Raw genomic sequence first — 20,140 nt, 5'->3', positions numbered from 1 at the left:
GGTAACAATGGCTGCCGTAATTATTTACTTTGCTAACAGAATGCCTTCATTGGAATACTTCTCACTTAACTTGACAATGGAGAGAGGGCGATCGAAGTAATAACCCTGAATCAAATCACAGTTATAGTATTTTAATCGTTCAAATTGTTCTTTAGTTTCAACACCTTCTGCGACAACAGTTAAATTATAAAACTGGCCAATAGTAATGATGCTTTTCACTAATAATTCACTTTGGCTGCTGATTAACAATTTATCAATAAAAGACCGGTCAATTTTTATTTCATTCATGGGTAAATTACTCAAATAACTTAAAGATGAGTAACCCGTGCCAAAATCGTCTAACGATAGCTTAAAGCCGTAGTCTCTCAGACGATTTAAAATAGGCTGTACTTTATTTAAGTCAGAAATGAAAATATTTTCAGTAATTTCTAAAGTCACTAAGTTTGCCTTGAAAGCAAACTTTTCAATAATTTCTATCATCTGCTCAGCAAAATCCGCTTCGAGTAGTTGCTTTGGCGAAATATTAAGAGATAACTCCAGCTCGTAAACGTTACCAAGGTTAAACTGCAAGATATCCTGCAAGGCCTTTTCTATAACAAAACGCCCTATGTCATTAATAATACCTATATCTTCAGCTATTTGAATAAACTCTACCGGAGACACATGACCTAGTACTTTATTGTGCCAGCGAATAAGCGCTTCAACCCCAACTATTTTGCCACTTTCGACATTTATTTGCGGTTGATATACAACGGAGAATTCTTGTCCTGATAACGCTAATCTAAGCTCTGATTCAATAAGAAAGTCACGTTTTACTTGCTTATTAATACTCTCATTAAAAAATAATGACCGCCCTTTTTGTAATGATTTAGACTTATAAAGCACAATGTCTGCTTTACTGATTAGCTCTTCGGCAACATCACCATCACTCGGATACATAGCAACGCCAACACTACAACTAGAGTAGATAGACTTACCTTTAATAATAAATTCTTGAGCAAATATTTGTTGTATCTCAGCAACCTTTTGTTGTGCTGCAGCTTTATCACTGAGGTTTGGAAAGCAAAAAATAAACTCATCACCACCAAAGCGCGCAACACTATCGGACTTGTTAAGTATTTTTCTAAACTCTTCGCCTAGTACCTCAAGTAAGTTATCACCTACTGAATGACCATGAAGATCATTAGTTTTCTTAAAATCATCCAAATCAACAAACATCACAGCAAGGTTTTTGTTATTTTTTTGGGATAACTTGATCCCTTGTGATATTTGTTCATCTAACAGCATTCGATTGGGTAACTTTGTTAAAGCATCATGTAATGCTTGGTACTGAGACTGCAATTTAACTTTATTTAACTCATTAAAGTCATCATTGATTCGCTGTTCATACAAGTTAAAACGTCTAGACAAATATTTAGTCAATATAAGTGACAAGCTGACAAAAAATATAGTAACAATAAAACTTAAACCAAGTAGGGTCCATAACTGGCTTTGATTTTCTTGAGCAATAGTTAGCTCTCTGTTAGCTAAGTATTTATCTGTTTCACTTTTATAAAATCCTGTACCAATCGCCCAATTCCATTCGGGGAATCCACTGACAAAACTAATTTTATCCCCGGGTTTTCCGGTACTTGGCATTATGGGGCTAAGATACTCTAAATAACCTTCGCCGCGTTTAGCGATAGCTATTAATTGCTGAGTTACCTTAACAATCTGCTTATCAGAATTCGTTAGTAAATTGGTGTCTTGAAAGTCTTTATTAAAATGAGAAAGCACATTGCCCTGATAATCTAACAAAAAAATATAGCCATTTACGCCAAAATTTATTTTGGAAATCCGCTTTATTAAACGTTGTTTTATATCATTTTCAACATCAATCAAATACTCTCCTGTACCAATAAACCAATCATAAGGGGCAAAGTACTTACCAAAACCAATCTTCTCAAATTCTTGGCTTTTATCCTCAGGCTTAACAAACCACCAGTGATAAAAAGATTCACCATGCTGTTTAGCCAATGTCCCTAGGTCTCGGACAATGTAATTACCTCGACTGTCTTGAAAGTCAGCTTTTGAAGTTCCTTCCATCTGGGGTAACACCGGGTGCAATATACTCTGCCCCTCAAGGCTATAAATAAAGAAATAGCCACGTCCGTCATTAAAGCGAATATTCCTCAACGCTGTGGTAATTAACGTTTTAATTTCTTGCGCTGATTGGTGTTGATTGTTTTCATAGATACTAGTAGCTATGCTATGAGCCTGATAGATATGATCTTTAATATCTTTTTTTAATAGCGCTTCGGTACTGTTTCTTTCATAAGAAATTTGCTGCACAAGTTGCTCAACCTGTATCTTAATCATGTCTTTTTCAGCGGCAATAAAGTTTTGCTGCAAACTTTCAATGTCACCGCTAAGCTGTGCTCTATTATGATTAATCACAATAGATATCGCTATGCAGGCAAACATTGTCACTAGGACTGGCGGTATAACCTTGATTAACGTAAGTAATTTTTTATCATGAACTATGTGCATTTCATCACTCATATTCAATGGATAAAGCAGCTTGAATGGCTGATTAGCAGTGTAGTCGTAAAATAAATAGGGTCACTTATTATGAAGTAACCCTAGTCTTTATTTTGTCGAAAAAACAATTAAACCTTACACGGAAAATGGATACTTAATCGCGTCGTGACACTCATAACCTTCTACTTTGAAATCATCCATCGTTACCCAAGTTTCTAAATCTTCTAATGATTTGATTTCAGGGTTGATGATAAGTTTAGGTAATGCCAATGGCTCACGCTTTAACTGTACGTTTTTCATCAAATCTAGCTGGTCTTCATAAATGTGCGCGTTTACTATTTTGTGATAAGCCATGCCGGCTTTTTTACCGGTAATTTGCGCCATTAATGCTAAAAAGGTAAATACTTGTACTTGGTTAAAGTTAAGCCCTAGCGGCACATCACATGAACGCTGAAAGCTGGTTAGGTGTAGAGTATCACCAAGTAAAGAAAAATTATGGGTATGCATACAAGGCCTTAAACAACCCAGGTGAAATTCACCGGGATTGTAAAAAGTCATAATTTCAGCACGATCATCAATACCCTTTTTAAGGTTATCAACAATTTTTTTCAATTGGTCAATAGTGCCGCCATCAGGCTTTGCCCAAGCACGAGCTTGAACTCCGTACACTCGGCCCATATCATCATCACCTTTACGGTGTGAATTATTAAGCCAAGCCTCATTTAAGTTCGCATTGGCATCCCAAGTTTTAGTGCCCAACTTACGAAAGTCACTGGCATTATCATAACCACGAATATAGCCAATAAACTCAGCAATCGCTGATTTAAAAAAGCTTTTCCGGGTGGTAATTAATGGGAACTGATTATCGCCAACGTTATATTCTAAATCAGCATTGATCACGGTTAAACAGCGCTTACCTGTACGCTCATTTTCAACCCAAGTACCTTGGTCAATAAGACGTTGACATAAATCTAAATAAGCACGCATTAGTTATTTCCTTTGGCCGTTTTTTTTGATGAACTAGCGGTTTTACTGGTCGACTTATCACTCGTTCCGATTATTTTTTTACTGTTTTTAATGGCCGACTTTTGCTGCTGGTTGTAACCCCAATAGATGATGAACATGCCAATGAGTATCATCGGAATACTTAAGATTTGTCCTTTAGAGATAAAGGAGAAATACAAACCAAGATGGGCATCAGGCTCACGGAAGAACTCAACGAAACTTCTAAAAACTCCGTAACCAATAAAAAAGCTGCCTGTGGCAAGTCCCAAACTGCGCGGTTTACGAATAATCACTAACATGATGATAAATAAAACCACACCTTCGAGGGCAAATTCATACAGCTGTGATGGATGACGTGGTACTTGTAATGGATCTGTTGGGAATACCATTGCCCATGGCACATCAGTTTGACGCCCCCAAAGCTCGCTATTAATAAAGTTACCTAAACGGCCCATACCTAAACCAATAGGCACCAGAGGCACGACAAAGTCGCCGACCGCTAAAAAGGATTTATTGGTTTTACGGGCGAAAATAAAGGCCGCTAAAATAACGCCGAGGAAACCGCCGTGAAAAGACATGCCGCCTTGCCATATTTCCAGTAAATATAAAGGGTCAGATAGAAAGTAATCGAACTGATAAAACAGTACATAACCCACACGACCACCTAGAATAACCCCCAAGAAAGCATAAAACAATAAGTCACTGACTTGCTCACGTGTCCATAAGCCATTGCTTCTATCCGCCGCCTTGTTTGCCATAAACATGGCGGCTAAGAAGCCAATTAAGTACATGGTGCCATACCAACGTAATGATACTGGGCCAATGCTAAAAATGATTGGGTCTATTACCGGGAATTGTAAAAACTTATCTGTCATTGCTTGTCCGTTTTCTCAAGGTTGAGAGTTAAAAAGTAGAAGGTTAAGTATTCGAAAAGTAAAACTATTTAGTTGTTGGTCGAGATTATACCCTGTTATGGCTAAAAGGTTAGCTTTAAAGTACTGCATTGAACGCCACAACACTGAAATTAATTAGCCGAACAACATTTTTATCGCCACACAAATAAGGAAGCCCGCAAAGAATTTCTTCAAGGTTTTTACCGGTAATTTACTGGCATATTTCACCCCGATTGGCGCAAATACTGACGAGCTGATGACAATAGCCAATAATGCCGGTAAGTAAATATATCCTAAGCTCCAATCAGGCAGGCCCGATAAATTAAAGCCGGTTATAATGTAACCAAGCGAGCCAAATAAGGCCACCATTACACCACAGGCCGTTGCGATGCCAATACTATGACGTACCGATACGCCGAAATAACTTAGCATTGGCACTAAAATAGCCCCACCCGCAATGCCCATTAAGCTGGCAATAATGCCAGTGACAAAGCTGATTGATTGTAGAACATAGGTGGCAGGCAGTGACCTTGTTTTTGAAGCATTAACCGAAAGTAACATGTAAACAGCCAATAAAACCACCACAATAGAAAAGAAAACAGTTAACACTTCACTCGACAGCGAGTCGGCAATAAAAGCACCTAACAAAGCGCCAACTGCCACTAAGGTCATTAAGGGCTTTGCTAATGACCAAGGAATATTTTTTTTACGATGGTGAGCGTAGGCAGCACTGCTTGAGGTAATAACTATTGCCCCTAAAGAAGTCCCGAGTGCCATAGGCATGACTATTTCATGGTTTACACCGACCAAAGGCAATAAATAAACCAGCGCAGGCACAATAATAAGACCTCCACCTATACCCAAAAGCCCGGCCAAAAATCCCACTAGGCTGCCTAAGACGAGACAAGAAATCAATACAGTTAACATCATACTACTTAACGAAAAATCGCTCCTAAAAATGATTGTACTTGCCAAGCTAGCAACACGACCTAACTTGATATTTACCATTGACGTGGGTCAGCTAAACCCAGTCACTTACCTTGAGAATTAACGCATTAAACATTAGCCCTGAACGTTTTCCCTGAACGTTTACCCTGAAAAAAGTGCCAGGCACAAACTAACAACCCGCGCGAATAAAACCACCTAAACCTAACGACTCTAGTTGCTCATTTAAATAACTATGGACTTGTTTAGTGGTCGTTAACGTTAATACTTCAGCCAAAATAACGGTCGCTTGCTCAAACGTTATATGGCGAATAACCCATTTAATATGTGGCACGTTATGACCGTTCATACTAATTTTGTCATAACCCATAGCCAACAATAAAATTGCGCCTGCAGGCTTTGAAGCTAACTCTCCACATAAACTAATCGGCGTTAATTGCTCTGCGGCTTGCAGAGCAAGACTATATAAGGCTTTTAATACTGCCGGATGAAAAGCATCGTACAAATTCGCAACTTGGCTATTATTTCTATCGACCGCTAATAAATACTGCGTTAAATCATTGCTGCCCACCGAAAAGAAATCCACCCGATTCGCTAACGCTTCCATCTGAAAAATAACCGAGGGAACTTCCAGCATGATACCTATTTTAGGTCGTACTAACTGTCGTGCAGCAACATCTGCTTTAAGGTGAATTTCAGACAAGGTTAACGCCACGTCATCGTTATTAGCCACGACCTCCGCCTTAAGCTCGGCTTTGAGCTCAAAGAAGGCCTGATTAATTAAGCGAATAGCGTCATCAACTTCTTCAACATTTGAAATCATGGGTAACATAATTTCAAGATTATTTAAGCCTTGATTAGCACGTAACATAGCGCGGACTTGCACTAAAAATATTTCTGGGTGATCTAAGGTGATTCGAATGCCACGCCAACCTAAAAAGGGGTTTTCTTCATTAATAGGAAAGTAAGGTAATGATTTATCGCCGCCAACATCTAAGGTGCGCATGGTTACACCATGCTTAGGGAAAACTTGCAGTACCTTCCGGTATAGCTGTGTTTGCTCTTGCTCTGTGGGAAAACAGTGCCGGTTCATAAAAGGTATTTCTGTGCGGTATAAGCCAATGCCCAAGGCACCAAGTTGGGCGGTATGTTCAAAGCCTGCCGATAGTCCGGCATTAAGTAACACTTCAATGGCTCGACCATCTTGTGTGATGCAGGGTAACTGCGCTACCGCCAAGACTTTATCGGTAAGTGCTTTTTCTTGATTTAATAAATATTGGTATTCTTGTATTAAAGTATCACTGGGGTTGATGAATAGCTCACCACTGTAACCATCAATAATAGCCTGTTGTTGATGCAATTGATTCAGTACTTGTGCATTAACGCCCATAATAGCAGGCAAGCCTAGAGCCCGCGCTAAAATAGCGGCGTGGGAATTATTAGAGCCTGACAACGAAATAATGCCTGACAACCCTAGGTGCTGGTATTGAGCGACCATCGAAGCACTAATATCTTGCGCTAACAAAATAAACTCCGTGGGTAATGCCAGCTCTTCTTGAGTTTGTTGTTGAATGTTAACCAATAAACGTGTGCCTAAATCGCGAATATCACTAGCACGCTCTCGAAAGTAACTGTCTTCAATGGCTTCAAATTGGCTGATATAGTGATCTATCACTAATTTTAAAGCACTATCTGCACGCCAACCTTGTGCTATTTTAGCACCAACTTCTTGGCCTAAATTGGCTTGGGCTAATAATTGATTATAGACGTCAAAAATAGCTAAGCTGTCATCATCAATGTGTTCGCTTAATTGACTACTTAGCGCGTTAAATTCTAATTGAGTTTTCTCAAGAGCTTGTTCAAAGCGTAAAAGTTGCTCTTGACTATCAGTGGATTTTTTTAATGATACTGCCCCAAGGTCTGCTCGCGGTTGGCAAACGACAATTTCACTTAACGCAAAACCAGGAGAGCCTGCAATACCTTGCAGTTGTTTGGTGCCTGAGCTTTGCTCTTGGTGCTGATTGAGTATGTTTTTTATTTCTGCATTCGCTAAAGCGCCAGCTAACTGCGCTGATAGCGTCACTAAAAAGGCTTCATCATCTTCGGTAAAATGACGCGACTGCTTTTGTTGGATAGCCAGAATCCCCAAGACTTTACGTTGATGAATAATTGGCGTACCTAAAAAGGCATTAAAGGCTTCTTCTTCAATTTCAGGTGCGTGAATAAAGTGTTGGTGGTGCTTAGCATTGGCAATATTGAGAGGCTCCTCGCGTTGACCAACTAAGCCAATTAAACCTTCAGAAAAACCGACAAAACTTTGCCCAAGTGAGGTTTTAGCTAAACCATCGGAAGCCATTAAGATAAAATGTTGTTGCTGGTAATCGGCAAGATAGATCGAGCAACAATCTGTTTCCATCGCTTTTTTAACATGATATACCATACGTTCTAGCGCAATTTGCAGCTCAGCCTCTTGGCTAAATTCCAACACTATTCGACGTAGGGTAGTTAACATTAAATTCCTTATTTACTGATTACTAAATATTGCTTGTTTACCATAAATAAAAGTTGAGAAAAAAATAACCCACAATAAAGTGGGCTATTGGATTTTAGCGCTAATCGAAAATCATAGTAATAATTAAGTTTATTGAGACTAAGCACGACGTTTTCGACGTTCAGGCCGCCTTTCATACGTTAACGGTAAAGCAAAGCTAGCAAACTCTTTCATGACCTTACGATAAACATCTCGTTTAAAAGACACTACCTGCCTGACCGGATACCAATAACTAACCCAACGCCAATCATCAAATTCAGGATGCGAGGTGTGTAGTAAATCAACTGATGATTCAGCTGCGGTTAGCTTTAATAAAAACCACTTTTGCTTTTGACCAATGCAAACGGGTTTAGAGTCATGCCTAATGTAGCGCTTTGGTAATCTATATTTTAGCCAGTGCTTGGTTGAAGCAACAATTTTCACGTGTTCGGGTTTTAAGCCAACCTCTTCATATAACTCTCGATACATGGTTTGCTCAGCCGATTCACCTTCATCAACACCACCTTGTGGATATTGCCATGAATGTTGTCCAAACCGTCTTGCCCAAAATACTTGTCCCCTGTCATTAATTATTACTATGCCGACGTTGGCGCGATAGCCTTCGGCATCGATCACAGGAACTCCTGACAATATATAAAATTCTTACATCAATTCAACCATATTAACGTCAGTGGAGCAAATGATTACTTTGATTTTTTTAGTAAATCCATGATAATGATGGTTAACTCTAGTAAGAAAATATTTCATGGTTAATTCTGCTTCAAATATGAACATTCCTTCTTCTGAACAAGAACTGATGCAACGCGCGCAACATCTAGCCGGCTTGACCTTAGGGGAAATAGCCGCGAAAGCAGGTATTAGCGTGCCAAAAGATTTAACCCGTAATAAAGGTTGGATAGGTTTGTTACTTGAGCATGTGTTAGGCGCGAGTGCGGGCTCAAGACCTGAGCCAGACTTCCCCCACTTAGGCATTGAATTAAAATCATTACCCATCAATGAACAAGCAAAACCCCTCGAGACTACGTTTGTCAGCGTTGCCCCCTTAACTGGGCTTGTTGGCATCAATTGGCATAATTGTTATGTGCGCAAAAAATTAGCAAAGGTTCTGTGGGTACCTGTGATTACACCGAAAGATTTGCCGATAGCTGAGCGCTTAGTTGGCACGCCTTTTTTATGGTCACCTAATGCAGAAGAGGAAGCGCTATTAGCGCAAGACTGGCAAGAACTGACCGATATGATAGTACTAGGTGAAGTTGAGAATATTCATGGCAAACATGGTCAAGTGATGCAGTTAAGACCGAAAGCGGCCAACAGCAAAGTAAAAACCCAAGCCTTTGATAAAAACGGTAAACCGTTTATGACCTTACCACGTGGTTTTTATCTGAAAATTAACTTTACTCAAAGCTTATTACACCGTTACTTAAGGATTAACTAAAATCCAACTAAGCAATGACTAACACTAGACTAATCAACTACCCTAACGTGCTAACTGTTATTTCTTGAGAAATAATTACAGTTTCGCCAGCAGGAATAACGTGCCACTTTGTATTTGCCGCTTCTAAACAAACATACTCTTGTTCACCACCCGGGTGAATGTCCGTCATAGTATTAGCGAGCTCCGCGCCTGGATTCCATAATACCCACTGTTGGCAATTATCACTGCTAATCTCTATTTTACGCTGCCATTGAGCATCAACAATGCTCATTGCTGCGCCGCTATGATAAACACGATCTATTTCACCAATACAACTTACCGCCCGTTGCTGAATACTTGAGCTAGACGATAATTTATCATCATAATTAAGCCCTGTTAACGTATCGATATTGACATGACCTGGATTACTGACGCGAAAGTAACTATGTAAAGCTGCTGAGTAATGCGCATCCTCTTGAGACAAGTTGCTCATCGCTAAGGTTTGTTTGAGGCTTTTACCAAAAAACAGCGTTTGTCTTAAAACATAGGCGTTCGGCCAAAGCCTGTGCTGTTTTTCACCCTTTAAAATCAAAATAAGCGTAACGCCATCTTCATCGGCCTTTACCTCGGCTAATTGCCATGGAAGTTGCCTAGCAAAGCCATGTTTTACTGACTTGTCATCTTCGGCTTGTTTATCATTTTCACCAAACCACGGCCAACACAGTGGTATACCACCACGAATCGCTTTACCGCTTTGATAACTTGCTTGCTCGCTGAGCCATAACACTTCTTGCTGACCTGTTGGTTTAAAACTCAATACCTGTCCACCATACAAGCTGACCTTTGCTTTACAATGAGCATGAGAAATACTCAGACCTTCAAGAGGTTCACTATTACTTTGAGAAAGAGTGCCTTGGCTTAATGTCATGGTGGTAACTTGAGCAAAATCGTTATCTAATAATTTTTCGGTCATGAAATTAACTACTTAGGTTCAGTTGATTTAATATGGGGAAGTTTAGCCAGATGCTAACGACCGTAAATTCTATAAAAAGGCTGTTATGTTTGAAAGCATAAAATATTACAGCGGCCTAAAACCACAGCCTTTGATGTTAGCTTTTAAAAGTTTTTACCTATTGATAAAAACACTGAAGACTTACCGCCTGATGCAAAACCAATACCAAAGACCGCCGGACCAAAACTGGTATCGGTACCTAAATAAATACTACCTGAGTGAATTAAATCACTGTATTTCACCGTTTCGTTAACTTGCCAAATATTACCGGCTTCAGCACTGACACCTAAATAAACAGGTAAACCGCCTTCTGCTGGCATTTCACGACCTAAATCATATTGATAAACAACGGCAACAAATACTTTATGAACACCGATGAGTGCATCTTCTTGATAGCCTGATAGGTTTAAAAAGCCGCCTAACTCGGTAACATGCACGCTAAACGCCTCTTCATTTTCAACGGTGGCTAAAGAAGCTATACCAACAAACGTATGACTCCTAAAACCAAAAGCACCACGCCAATCAAGGTTCAACACTACCGATTTATCGGTATCTGCAACGCTTAGCTGTGATGAATATTCATCATTGAGCCACTGCACTTTCATTGAGAGTTTATTGCCTTGGGTCGGGAAGTTGATACTATTTAGCGTGTCATAGCCAAATTTTACGAAGCCGCCATAGGAGTTGTAGTCAGAATCACCTCCCGCAAGCGCAACAAAAGAGAGATTTCCTGTTTGGGCTAAACCACCCACCTCTAGAATGCCATTAAATGAATAGTTATAACCTAGAGCTAAAATCCCCAGGTAATAATCATTACTCAGCTCTGGGCGGGTTTTAGTTTTTTCCCACTTATCTTGAACATAGGAAACTCTGGCACGACTATAGAAGTCATGCGACTTAGTTAACGGTTGATAGAATTCAGTAGCAAGTAAAGTTTCCCAACCAGCTTTTGCTTCATTCAACCAACGACCACCATTATCGGTAACATCTGTCATCATATAAGACATATTAAGTGAGACGATAGCCCTGTTGGCAAAGTCAGTTTTTAAATTAAAACCAAAGTCGAAATAGTTTGGGCCCCAAGACTTTGCTTTTGTGTGTAAGGTTAAAATACGTCCCTGCTCTGTGTCGTTAAACTCAACAGTGACTTGTTCAAATTTATCAAGGGCATAAACCCTATCAATGGCTAAATCTAATTCATCCTTACTCAGCCCTTTACCCAACTCAACAGCAAAGTGCAGCGAAATAATATCATTCTCCACTTTCGAGTTGTTTTTAAATTGTATTTGAATGATTTTATTAGGTAACTCGGCAAACCATTGGTTAGCCTTAACACGTTTTTTTTGCTTATAGGCTTGGTATTCAACATCACTGATTGCTAACTTCATTAATGCTGGTAATTGTGCACTAGCTTCTTGTTCGCCCAACTTCAAAGCTTCAGGCATAACCGCCCAATCAGTAGTACTTAACTCATCAATGGCAGGCCGTAATAATATGTCTTTATCACTCAGTAATGCCTTTTGCGTCAAACTGGTGTTGTTGGTAAGAATGGTAGACAGCTGATTTAGCACTGACACTGTACTGGTGAGCTCACTTTTCCTTGCTAAGGGTGAGCCAATATCGACAGCAATAACAATATCCGCGCCCATTTTTTTAACGACATCAATCGGCATATTATTGGTAATGCCACCATCGACTAACATTCGGCCATCAATTTCAACCGCCGCGACAATACCAGGTACTGACGCGGACGCTTTCATTGCTTGGTTAATACTACCTGAGTCGAGTACAACCATTTGTGCTGTGGCAATATCTGAAGCGACAGCTCTATAGGGAATAGCTAAGTCATCAAAACTAACAAAAGAGCTCACGGTATCAGTTGAGCGTTGTAGTATTTGATAAGCGCTTTGACCGAGTAACAAACCGTGCGGTACCTTAAATCCACCATCACTGTAGCCCAACCTGATGGATAAGTTGTATCTATCTCTATGTTGTTTGTTGACATAAGATAAAGATTCTCTGGGAATAAAGTCTGAAAAGCCATTATCCCAAGGCAGCGTCAGCATAATTTTTTCAATTTCCTCAACGTCATAACCTAACGCGTACATGCCCCCCACATAAGCACCAATACTGGTACCAACAACATAATCGATGGGGATATTGTTTTGTTCTAGTATTTTTAGCACACCAATATGGGCCGAGCCTTTAGCACCGCCGCCACTTAATACTAGGCCAATTTTGTCTCGGGCATGAACAGGGACAGCCAAGCTACACAGCTTAACAAAGAGCAATAATAAAAGAGCAAAGCGCATAAATAGTTACTTAAAAAGAATCAGTTAAGTTTAGAAGTAGCACAATGATAATGATCAGTAATTAAAATACAAGTTTATTATCACTATTATCTTATACAAATTAATCCTCGACTTAAAAAAGAAAACCCGCATAGTTAAGCTCACTTAAATATACGGGTTTTCTTCAATTAACCCAGAGCACTCAATGAATGCTTAAGATATTTTCTTATCAGCTACTTAGTATAAGCGCGTGGCATATTTGAATCAGTAGTATAACGCTCACGTAAAACATCTTGACGGGATTTTAACGACATAGCTTGACCATTAATCCACATGGCATCTACTTTAGTGCTAATTTCAAACGGGTCATTACTCCATAAAACTAAATCAGCATTTTTACCAACCACGATACGACCAGAATTTAGGTTAAAGGTATCGGCAACATTGGCAGTAATAGCCGCTAAAGCGGTAGTTTCAGCTAAGCCATTGGCAATAGCAACACCGGCATCAAAACGTAATTGGTTAATGTTATGACTCTCTCCACTATTACTGATGATTACCTTCACGCCCGCTTTGGTCAGTTTAGCGACATTAGCTAATGAGTTATGTAATGAATCAAAACTGCTCGGTAAGTTATCAATAGCACTCATCATCACAGTCACATTGGCTTTAGCAATTTCATCGCTAACTAAAACCGCATCACTCGCGCCTACTAACACCAAATCCAGCTTATATTGTTGCTTTAATTTCAACAAAGCTAAAATATCAGTGGCTCTATCTGCATAAGCCAATAGTGGTTTTTCACCGGCTAATAAAGCGTACAAAACTTTTTGCGAGCGAGAAGGCTCTTTCGCTTCTTTCTTATCTTTAGCTTTAGCTTTTTTATTCTTAGCTTCCGCTTTTTCTGCTTTAGCTAAAGATTTTTGAGCATCTTCAAGCTCATTAGCTAATGTCTGTAGTTTTAACGCTCGAGAGCCTTTACGACTACTACCCAATGACACAATCACTGCATTGGTTTGGCTAATAACACTGTCAAATTCACCCGATAGATTAACGATAAAACTTTGACCAGTGAAGACTTTATCGCCGCCATGTGGCATAACTAAGTTACTGGTAATACCGCCTTTACGAGCATAAGCAATTAAGCTCGACTTAGGATTAAAGGCTAAACTCGCATCAAAAGTTAAATCAGCTTTTTTATCTGAGCCATCACGCGTAGCAGATACAGCGCCTACTTCAACCAGGCCAAGTAAATTTTGAGAAGCAATAAAACCCGGCGTTAAAATACGCCCCTTAGCATCAATCAAAGTATCTGCGCTAAGTGACTTAGGCACTTCATCTTTACTATAAACCGCGATGATTTTACCATCGTCAATAACGACGGTTGCTTGCGATAAAATGCCTTGTTCTGCGACGGTATAAACCGTGGCATTGGTGATGGCAATAGATTCAGCTTGTACTTGGCTGGTAGTCACAGCAAATGCGCCAAATAAAGCACAGCGCAATGAAGTAAGTAAATGAGTATGTTTCATTGTGGTTCCCTTTATTTGGTAGATGGTGTGGTAGATGCTTTAGTGACTTGGTTTTCTACTTGCTTGTCTAATAGATTATCTAAGTTTTGACCAAGTAAAAAATCACTTTGTGCTTGGTACTTATCATCAAATCGGTCATAGACTTTAGCGCCATCGATAAACACTTGCTCTGCTTGGGCATAAACACTAAACGGGTTTGTATTCCAAACCACAACATCAGCATTTTTACCGGCAACTAAACTACCAACGTGTTCACTGATACCTAATGATTTAGCAGCATTGGCCGTAATCCATTTAATCGCATCTTCTTCTTTTAAGGCAAAACCATTTTCATTGGCGCGATACATCACTTTCGCCGCTTCTTGGTTTAAACGTTGAATAGTCGTGCTAGAGTCAGAGTGAACCACAGCACAAGAATTTTTAACTGCATCTACAATGGCTGCATTTTCTTCAACCATGTCAAAAGCTTCCATTTTAAAGCCCCACCAATCTGGCCACATAGCGGCACAATTACCATTAGCAGCTAATAAATCGGCAATTTTATAGGCTTCAATAGCATGATGAAAAGTACCTGAATGGTAGTTAAATTCATTAGAAAGATCGATCATTACCGCCATTTCTTCGGCTTTGTAACAATGGTTATGAATTAAAATTTCACCCTCTAAAACGCCCATTAGCGTATCAAGTTCTAAATCTCGTGTTGGTGCTTGTGGGTTTTTACCAGCACTGTAATCGCTGTCATATTTATCCCATTCACGCTTGTACTCCGTTGCGGCAAGCCAAGCGGTTCTATAACCCGCAACATTACCCATGCGTGTTGAAGGTGATACTTTTCGACTACCATAAACACGTTTTGGATTTTCGCCACAAGCCATTTTCAAACCGTAAGGTGCATCAGCAAATTTCATGCCCTGCATAGTATGACTTGGCACATTACGTAACGTAACACCACGACCACCAAATAAGTTAGCTGAGCCCGGTAAGATTTGTAAACTGGTTACACCACCAGCGCGCGCGGCTTGAAAAGCGGGATCTTGTGGCCAAACACTATGTTCTGACCAAACTTCTGAGGTATTAGGCGAGGTCATCTCGTTACCATCAGAGTGAGACTCTACTTGTGGATTAGGATAAACACCTAAATGTGAGTGAACATCAATAATGCCTGGAGTTATCCACTTGCCAGTCATATCAATGACATTGGCATTTTCTGAGGCTAAATCATTACCTACTTGCATAACCTTGCCATTTACCAACAAGATATCCGCATCATCTAAGCGTTCACCCGTACCCGTTAAAATAGTGGCATTGGTTAATAAAGTATTTTGAGCAGGTAGTGCCTGATACGTACTTGGGTAAGGGTTTTTATTGATGACGACTTTTGCGTCTTGTTTTTCATTGGGTAGACAAGCCGTTAAACCTAACGTCAATAAACTTGTAGAGAACAAGGTAAGGGCACTTTTTTTATTAATAACTTTATTGGCAAGGTTACTAAAAATCAAGGTACGCGATAATGAAGTTTTATGCATCTTAATTCCAGTTGAGAAATATATTGCCCATACCATAAATTTATTTTGTTAAAACAACAAGGTTATGACGATAAACAGTCCATAAATTACGTTTAATAACATAATTCGAGATTAAGGATAAAAAGCGCAATTTAACCAGCAGTAGCTTAGAGCTACTGCTGGTTAAATAGTGATAAAAATAGTGCTTTTATTTTTTTAAAACGAAACGCTAATAACGTCAGTGTCATTAACAGGTAAAACAAGGGTGAGATAAGTTCAGACTTAACCGACCAATAGAAGTGTATCGCGACTAAAAGCACAATCAGATAATTAAGGTTATGAAGTTTTTGCCAAGATTTACCCAGTTTTCGCCTGAGACTATTGTGTGAAGTTACCGCTAGAGCGGTCACTAAAACAAAGGCAACCATGCCAATAGTGATATAAGGGCGTTTAACAATTTCGCTAAGAAATAACGACCAAGCAAACTGTAAGTCAAAAGCTAAGAAATTAAGTACATGCATGAAGGCATAACTAAAAGCATACAAACCTAACAAGCGTCTTACTTGCAACAAATAACCTTGCTTAAATTTCTTGGCAATGGGGCTAACCGTTAACGTTATTAACAGCAGATTAAAAGCACCAATACCGGTAAAGTGAATCACCCTTTCTACCGGATCAGCACCAAGTAGATCATTAAAAGCTAAATAATATAAGTTAATCAAGGGCAATAGCGCCGCTAGATGAATAACGATTTTTAATATAAATACTTTATTTGAGCTGGTTAATTTTTTATTCATAAGCATGAAGACCTAATAATATTTCCTTAAATCCATAGCTTTATACAAATGAGCTACCTGCTCGCCATAACCATTAAAAGCTAAGGTCTCAATACGATTTCGAGCAAATAAACCACCAGACGTTATCCGTCTTTCACTGGCTTGGCTCCATCTGGGGTGATCATGTTTGGGATTTACATTGGCGTAAAAGCCGTATTCACTCGGCGCTAACTTATGCCATGTAGTTTGGGGTTGTTCGCGTACTAGCTTAATTGATACTATTGACTTAATGCTTTTAAAACCATATTTCCATGGCACCACTAAACGTATCGGCGCACCATTTTGTGGCGGTAAGGTTTTACCATATAAACCAACGCTCATTAACGCCAGAGGATTCATTGCTTCATCAATGCGTAAACCCTCAACATAAGGGTAAGCAATGCCACCACCTAGGCGTCTATTCTCTTGACCCGGCATTTGCTGTGGATCATGCAATGTTTCAAAAAACACGTACTTAGCAGAAGAATTAGGCGCGACTCTTTTTAATAAATCCGCTAAAGAAAAACCAATCCACGGTACCACCATTGACCAAGCCTCAACGCAGCGCAATCGATAAATTCGCTCTTCTAGGGCAAACATGGTGGTTAAGTCATCATAATCTAAGGTAATGGGGTTATCGCACTCACCTGAAATAGTTAGCTGCCAAGGGTTTACCTTAAAGTTCTGTGATAATTCGGCTGGTTGGTGTTTTTGTGCGCCAAACTCATAAAAGTTATTGTGAGTGGTTACTTTACTTTCGGGGGTAAGAATTAAGTTATCTGTATTTGCATCAGGAGTATAATTTAACGGTGTTGTTTTAAACTTGGTCGGTTCGTCTTTGCTAAACCAATCTAAAGCATTTGCTTTATTGCTTGCGCCAGCTAATAAAGCACCAGCACCTAAAAAGCCCATACCTTTTAATAGATCACGTCTATTCATGTAAACACTTTCAGGTGTTACATCAGATTCTTTTAGATCGGAAAGCTTGGGTGTTTTTATCAGCACAACTAATACCTTATTAAATTTTACAACTAGTAATAAGAAAGGTTTGAGCACAATTAAATTTCAGAAATAAAAGCAGATTAACTAATATTTTATCTAGAGTATAAAAAAAGCCTCAAATAGAGGCTTTAGCAGTAAGGATGCCTAATTACTCAGGAAGATACACTTTAGGACATGCTGAATTACGCTTACGCTTAACTGATTTAGTCTTACCTGTTTCAGTATTCTTATACTGGCACATAATACCGAAACTATTACGGTTAACACCTTTATATTCCCAAGGGGTGATTGCAGTGTCCATATCGACAACCGCTTTCTCATCGACCGTAGTGGATATATTATTTTCAACTAAACATTTGTTATCTTGAACTACATTTCCTTCTACTTCATATCCAGATTGTCCGTATATATAAGGAATATAAAAAGATTTGTGGGTAATGGTGGCATCTTTCAATGCTATACCACAGGGTACGCTTTCAATTGCATTATCCATTGCCTCTTCCATATTTGCTACACCAGTAGGTATAAATACTATAATGTGCATTATATCCTCACCAATGCTACGTTTAACTTGTGTTTTGCTATCGATTAACTGTTGTTCACTAACATTCTTTGTCGATACAATAGTTAAATCTGCCAATCTGCTTGAACAACCAGTAGTTAATAATGCTAATGTCGATATTGCTAACAATGTTTTCTTCATTCAAATTCTCTAATTAAGTAAATAACTTTGTAGCCATCACGTATCACCTACGCTTTAGCCTGTTTAATATAGAAATTGTAAATGGTTTTAATATCGAACTCTTTGCAATATGCGCCAAAAGCTGTGCTAATTAAGACAACTTTCTTTAGGTATAAAGTTATTAACTCATAAAGCGATATAAACGGATAAAATGTGAACAGATGTATTTACTGAGGAAATGGTGTCGAAGGGTATAAATCAAGAAAGGAGTTATACATCACTAAAATTAAGAATAAAAAGTGCGCCAACTGGGGCACACTTAATAGTGTGTCTATGGTAGCCTACTTAGCGATAGCTAAACTAGGCTTTCATTACTTCACTGAAGCTCAGTTAAGCTGCTTTAGTTAAGCTTTGTAAATGAGCAACGACATCATTTGACTCATATAACCATTGCACTTGACCGTCTGCTTTTTCAATACGCAAACAAGGCACTTTACGTTTACCACCTTCACGAGTCAGCTCGTCTGAAAAATCATTTTTACCACTGATATTACGCAACTCAATTTTGAGTCCTTCGCGCTTCATTGTACGACGCACTTTGACGCAAAATGGGCATGAGGGTAGTTGATAGAGACTTAATGTTTGCGTTTTATCATCAATTTTAGCTTGCTCTGCTGCAGCGCGTTTTGGTGAACGGGGTGAAAAGATAAAGTTTAGTAATAAAATTAATTGCCCTATTGGCCAACGGATAGCTTTCATCAACATAATAAATAATAACTCTAGTTAATAATGGAAACCTAAGTCTTTTGCTAAGCGTTTGTTTACGTTAGCCATAGTATAGGTACTGGTATTTTAGGTGTGTAACACACCGTAATTGGCGGATATTCTAACACATTGAACAGCCAATTATCCGCCGGAACGTCTCTACAATGTGAACAACCATAACAATGTGCTGTTATGAGAGTTGACTACCACATCAAATCATCAGGGATTTGATAATCAGCATACGGATCATTTTCATCCGTTTCTTGTTCTGCCACTTTATCGTTTTGCACTAAGACAATAGTGTTATCAAGCTCAGCGACTTTAGCAGCCGTTTCACTGGTAACAAGGTAAGTGGTTTCATTTAAGCCACACAAGGCTAAACGGCCATTGACCAACGCTTTATGGGTAATAGTATTAAGCGCTAACTTCTTAACTTTATTATTGAAAGTGTAGTTATATTCACTTTCGCCACGAACACCGGTCAACTGATGATGCTCGAGGATTTGCTTGATGCGCAACGTCTGCTCTTTGCTCGCTAGTTTTTGTTTTTTAACGTCGTTAAGCGCGCTATCTTTGGCGAGTTTATCGGCTTGTGACTTAGCCAAGTCTTGCTTAACTTGCTCTTGTAAACTTGCGCCATGCTCAACACCGCTACGCTGTTGTTTGTTTTTCTTACGCTTGTCAGAATTTGCCTGACGTGTTTTTTGCTTGGTAGTTAACCCTGCTTTAAGTAATTGGTCTTGAAGGGAGGCCATAAGTCGTCCTTACTGATTTGGCACTGTTTAGCACTAGGTCAGTAAAATAAATGAATAAAATTAGGCGCTATTCTACCTATATTTAGCGTGAAGTGCGAATCTGCTCGCGCCTCGAGGGTAAATGGGACTTTTGCCGTCGAAATTGTGTCAGGCTATGCTTTGGCTAATAAACTAAATCGATAACCTTTCAATCAAATCGATTATTAAATTTTTTGCTAGCTTGCTGATTTCAAGTTCAATAAATAGAGCAAGTTAGCGAGGTATAAATAAGTAAGACTGTTTTAAACAGCAATACTGATTAGTTAACCAGAATTCTGGATAAGCAGCACTTACTCAATATTCCCCTTTATCCGATTCTCAGCGTTAAAACGTCGATAAATAACCCGTTATTCATAAACGTTTTGCCTTGATAATCGAATAAATTTAAACATTGATAGAGTATATAGCGACTTA

The 20,140-nt window shown here is 39.1% G+C and carries 16 protein-coding genes; 1 reads left to right on the top strand and 15 read right to left on the bottom strand.

Annotated features, from left to right (window positions below; genetic code table 11):
• Positions 1–24: 24 nt before the first annotated feature.
• The 6 genes from F580_RS0101170 to rppH all read right to left on the bottom strand — a co-directional run bounded on the left by F580_RS0101170 (position 25) and on the right by rppH (position 8,529).
• Positions 25–2,529, bottom strand: coding sequence for a bifunctional diguanylate cyclase/phosphodiesterase (locus F580_RS0101170; protein WP_040356707.1), 2,505 nt, complete (start codon positions 2,527–2,529; stop codon positions 25–27).
• 126 nt (positions 2,530–2,655) lie between these two features.
• Positions 2,656–3,507, bottom strand: coding sequence for a thymidylate synthase (locus F580_RS0101165; RefSeq protein WP_019025865.1), 852 nt, complete (start codon positions 3,505–3,507; stop codon positions 2,656–2,658).
• Entirely contained in the window at positions 3,507–4,400 is an 894-nt protein-coding gene (gene lgt / locus F580_RS0101160) for a prolipoprotein diacylglyceryl transferase (RefSeq protein ID WP_019025864.1), read from the bottom strand. The genes F580_RS0101165 and lgt overlap by 1 nt, the downstream gene beginning before the upstream one ends.
• Before the next feature lie 153 nt (positions 4,401–4,553).
• A complete protein-coding gene (locus F580_RS0101155) occupies positions 4,554–5,426 on the bottom strand; it encodes a sulfite exporter TauE/SafE family protein (protein WP_019025863.1) in 873 nt (290 codons plus the stop codon).
• Between the two features lie 109 nt (positions 5,427–5,535).
• On the bottom strand, positions 5,536–7,875 hold the full coding sequence (ptsP, locus tag F580_RS0101150; RefSeq protein ID WP_019025862.1) for a phosphoenolpyruvate--protein phosphotransferase: 2,340 nt from the start codon (positions 7,873–7,875) through the stop codon (positions 5,536–5,538).
• 138 nt (positions 7,876–8,013) lie between these two features.
• A complete protein-coding gene (gene rppH, locus F580_RS0101145; protein ID WP_019025861.1) occupies positions 8,014–8,529 on the bottom strand; it encodes an RNA pyrophosphohydrolase in 516 nt (171 codons plus the stop codon).
• A gap of 130 nt (positions 8,530–8,659) precedes the next feature.
• On the opposite strand from rppH, the gene mutH reads away from it, so the two are divergent.
• Positions 8,660–9,349 carry a DNA mismatch repair endonuclease MutH gene (mutH, locus tag F580_RS0101140; protein WP_019025860.1) on the top strand — a complete coding sequence of 230 codons (690 nt, stop codon included), beginning with the start codon at positions 8,660–8,662 and terminating at the stop codon, positions 9,347–9,349.
• A gap of 37 nt (positions 9,350–9,386) precedes the next feature.
• Here mutH and F580_RS0101135 read toward each other — a convergent pair whose 3' ends face one another.
• The 9 genes from F580_RS0101135 to F580_RS0101095 form a co-directional block, all read right to left on the bottom strand.
• Positions 9,387–10,301 (bottom strand): D-hexose-6-phosphate mutarotase, encoded by a 915-nt coding sequence (locus F580_RS0101135; protein WP_019025859.1) that lies wholly within the window; start codon positions 10,299–10,301, stop codon positions 9,387–9,389.
• A gap of 143 nt (positions 10,302–10,444) precedes the next feature.
• A complete protein-coding gene (locus tag F580_RS0101130) occupies positions 10,445–12,652 on the bottom strand; it encodes a patatin-like phospholipase family protein (RefSeq protein WP_019025858.1) in 2,208 nt (735 codons plus the stop codon).
• Between the two features lie 212 nt (positions 12,653–12,864).
• The gene (locus F580_RS0101125; protein ID WP_019025857.1) at positions 12,865–14,163 is read right to left on the bottom strand and encodes an amidohydrolase family protein; all 1,299 of its coding nucleotides are present in this window, start codon (positions 14,161–14,163) and stop codon (positions 12,865–12,867) included.
• Positions 14,164–14,174: 11 nt separating this feature from the next.
• On the bottom strand, positions 14,175–15,689 hold the full coding sequence (locus tag F580_RS23705) for an amidohydrolase (protein ID WP_019025856.1): 1,515 nt from the start codon (positions 15,687–15,689) through the stop codon (positions 14,175–14,177).
• Positions 15,690–15,841: 152 nt separating this feature from the next.
• Positions 15,842–16,471, bottom strand: a complete 630-nt coding sequence (gene msrQ / locus F580_RS0101115) for a protein-methionine-sulfoxide reductase heme-binding subunit MsrQ (RefSeq protein ID WP_019025855.1) — start codon at positions 16,469–16,471, stop codon at positions 15,842–15,844.
• 6 nt (positions 16,472–16,477) lie between these two features.
• The gene (gene msrP / locus F580_RS0101110) at positions 16,478–17,488 is read right to left on the bottom strand and encodes a protein-methionine-sulfoxide reductase catalytic subunit MsrP (protein ID WP_026301167.1); all 1,011 of its coding nucleotides are present in this window, start codon (positions 17,486–17,488) and stop codon (positions 16,478–16,480) included.
• 145 nt (positions 17,489–17,633) lie between these two features.
• The gene (locus tag F580_RS26665; RefSeq protein WP_019025853.1) at positions 17,634–18,188 is read right to left on the bottom strand and encodes a hypothetical protein; all 555 of its coding nucleotides are present in this window, start codon (positions 18,186–18,188) and stop codon (positions 17,634–17,636) included.
• 369 nt (positions 18,189–18,557) lie between these two features.
• Positions 18,558–18,926: a glutaredoxin family protein gene (locus tag F580_RS0101100; protein ID WP_019025852.1), complete on the bottom strand. Its 369-nt coding sequence runs from the start codon at positions 18,924–18,926 to the stop codon at positions 18,558–18,560.
• A gap of 209 nt (positions 18,927–19,135) precedes the next feature.
• Positions 19,136–19,687, bottom strand: coding sequence for a DUF2058 domain-containing protein (locus tag F580_RS0101095; RefSeq protein WP_019025851.1), 552 nt, complete (start codon positions 19,685–19,687; stop codon positions 19,136–19,138).
• Positions 19,688–20,140: the final 453 nt, after the last annotated feature.

Source organism: Colwellia piezophila ATCC BAA-637 (genome assembly GCF_000378625.1).
GTDB lineage: Bacteria > Pseudomonadota > Gammaproteobacteria > Enterobacterales > Alteromonadaceae > Colwellia > Colwellia piezophila.
The sequence above is the reverse complement of the archived record's forward strand: the minus strand, read 5'-3'. Positions and strand labels throughout refer to the sequence as shown.

Coding starts and splice junctions, on each gene's coding strand:
- F580_RS0101170 (WP_040356707.1), bottom strand. CDS start 2,529: ATGCACATAGTTCATGATAAAAAATTACTTACGTTAATCAAGGTTATA.
- F580_RS0101165 (WP_019025865.1), bottom strand. CDS start 3,507: ATGCGTGCTTATTTAGATTTATGTCAACGTCTTATTGACCAAGGTACT.
- lgt (WP_019025864.1), bottom strand. CDS start 4,400: ATGACAGATAAGTTTTTACAATTCCCGGTAATAGACCCAATCATTTTT.
- F580_RS0101155 (WP_019025863.1), bottom strand. CDS start 5,426: ATGGTAAATATCAAGTTAGGTCGTGTTGCTAGCTTGGCAAGTACAATC.
- ptsP (WP_019025862.1), bottom strand. CDS start 7,875: ATGTTAACTACCCTACGTCGAATAGTGTTGGAATTTAGCCAAGAGGCT.
- mutH (WP_019025860.1), top strand. CDS start 8,660: ATGGTTAATTCTGCTTCAAATATGAACATTCCTTCTTCTGAACAAGAA.
- F580_RS0101135 (WP_019025859.1), bottom strand. CDS start 10,301: ATGACCGAAAAATTATTAGATAACGATTTTGCTCAAGTTACCACCATG.
- F580_RS0101130 (WP_019025858.1), bottom strand. CDS start 12,652: ATGCGCTTTGCTCTTTTATTATTGCTCTTTGTTAAGCTGTGTAGCTTG.
- F580_RS0101125 (WP_019025857.1), bottom strand. CDS start 14,163: ATGAAACATACTCATTTACTTACTTCATTGCGCTGTGCTTTATTTGGC.
- F580_RS23705 (WP_019025856.1), bottom strand. CDS start 15,689: ATGCATAAAACTTCATTATCGCGTACCTTGATTTTTAGTAACCTTGCC.
- msrQ (WP_019025855.1), bottom strand. CDS start 16,471: ATGCTTATGAATAAAAAATTAACCAGCTCAAATAAAGTATTTATATTA.
- F580_RS26665 (WP_019025853.1), bottom strand. CDS start 18,188: ATGAAGAAAACATTGTTAGCAATATCGACATTAGCATTATTAACTACT.
- F580_RS0101100 (WP_019025852.1), bottom strand. CDS start 18,926: ATGAAAGCTATCCGTTGGCCAATAGGGCAATTAATTTTATTACTAAAC.
- F580_RS0101095 (WP_019025851.1), bottom strand. CDS start 19,687: ATGGCCTCCCTTCAAGACCAATTACTTAAAGCAGGGTTAACTACCAAG.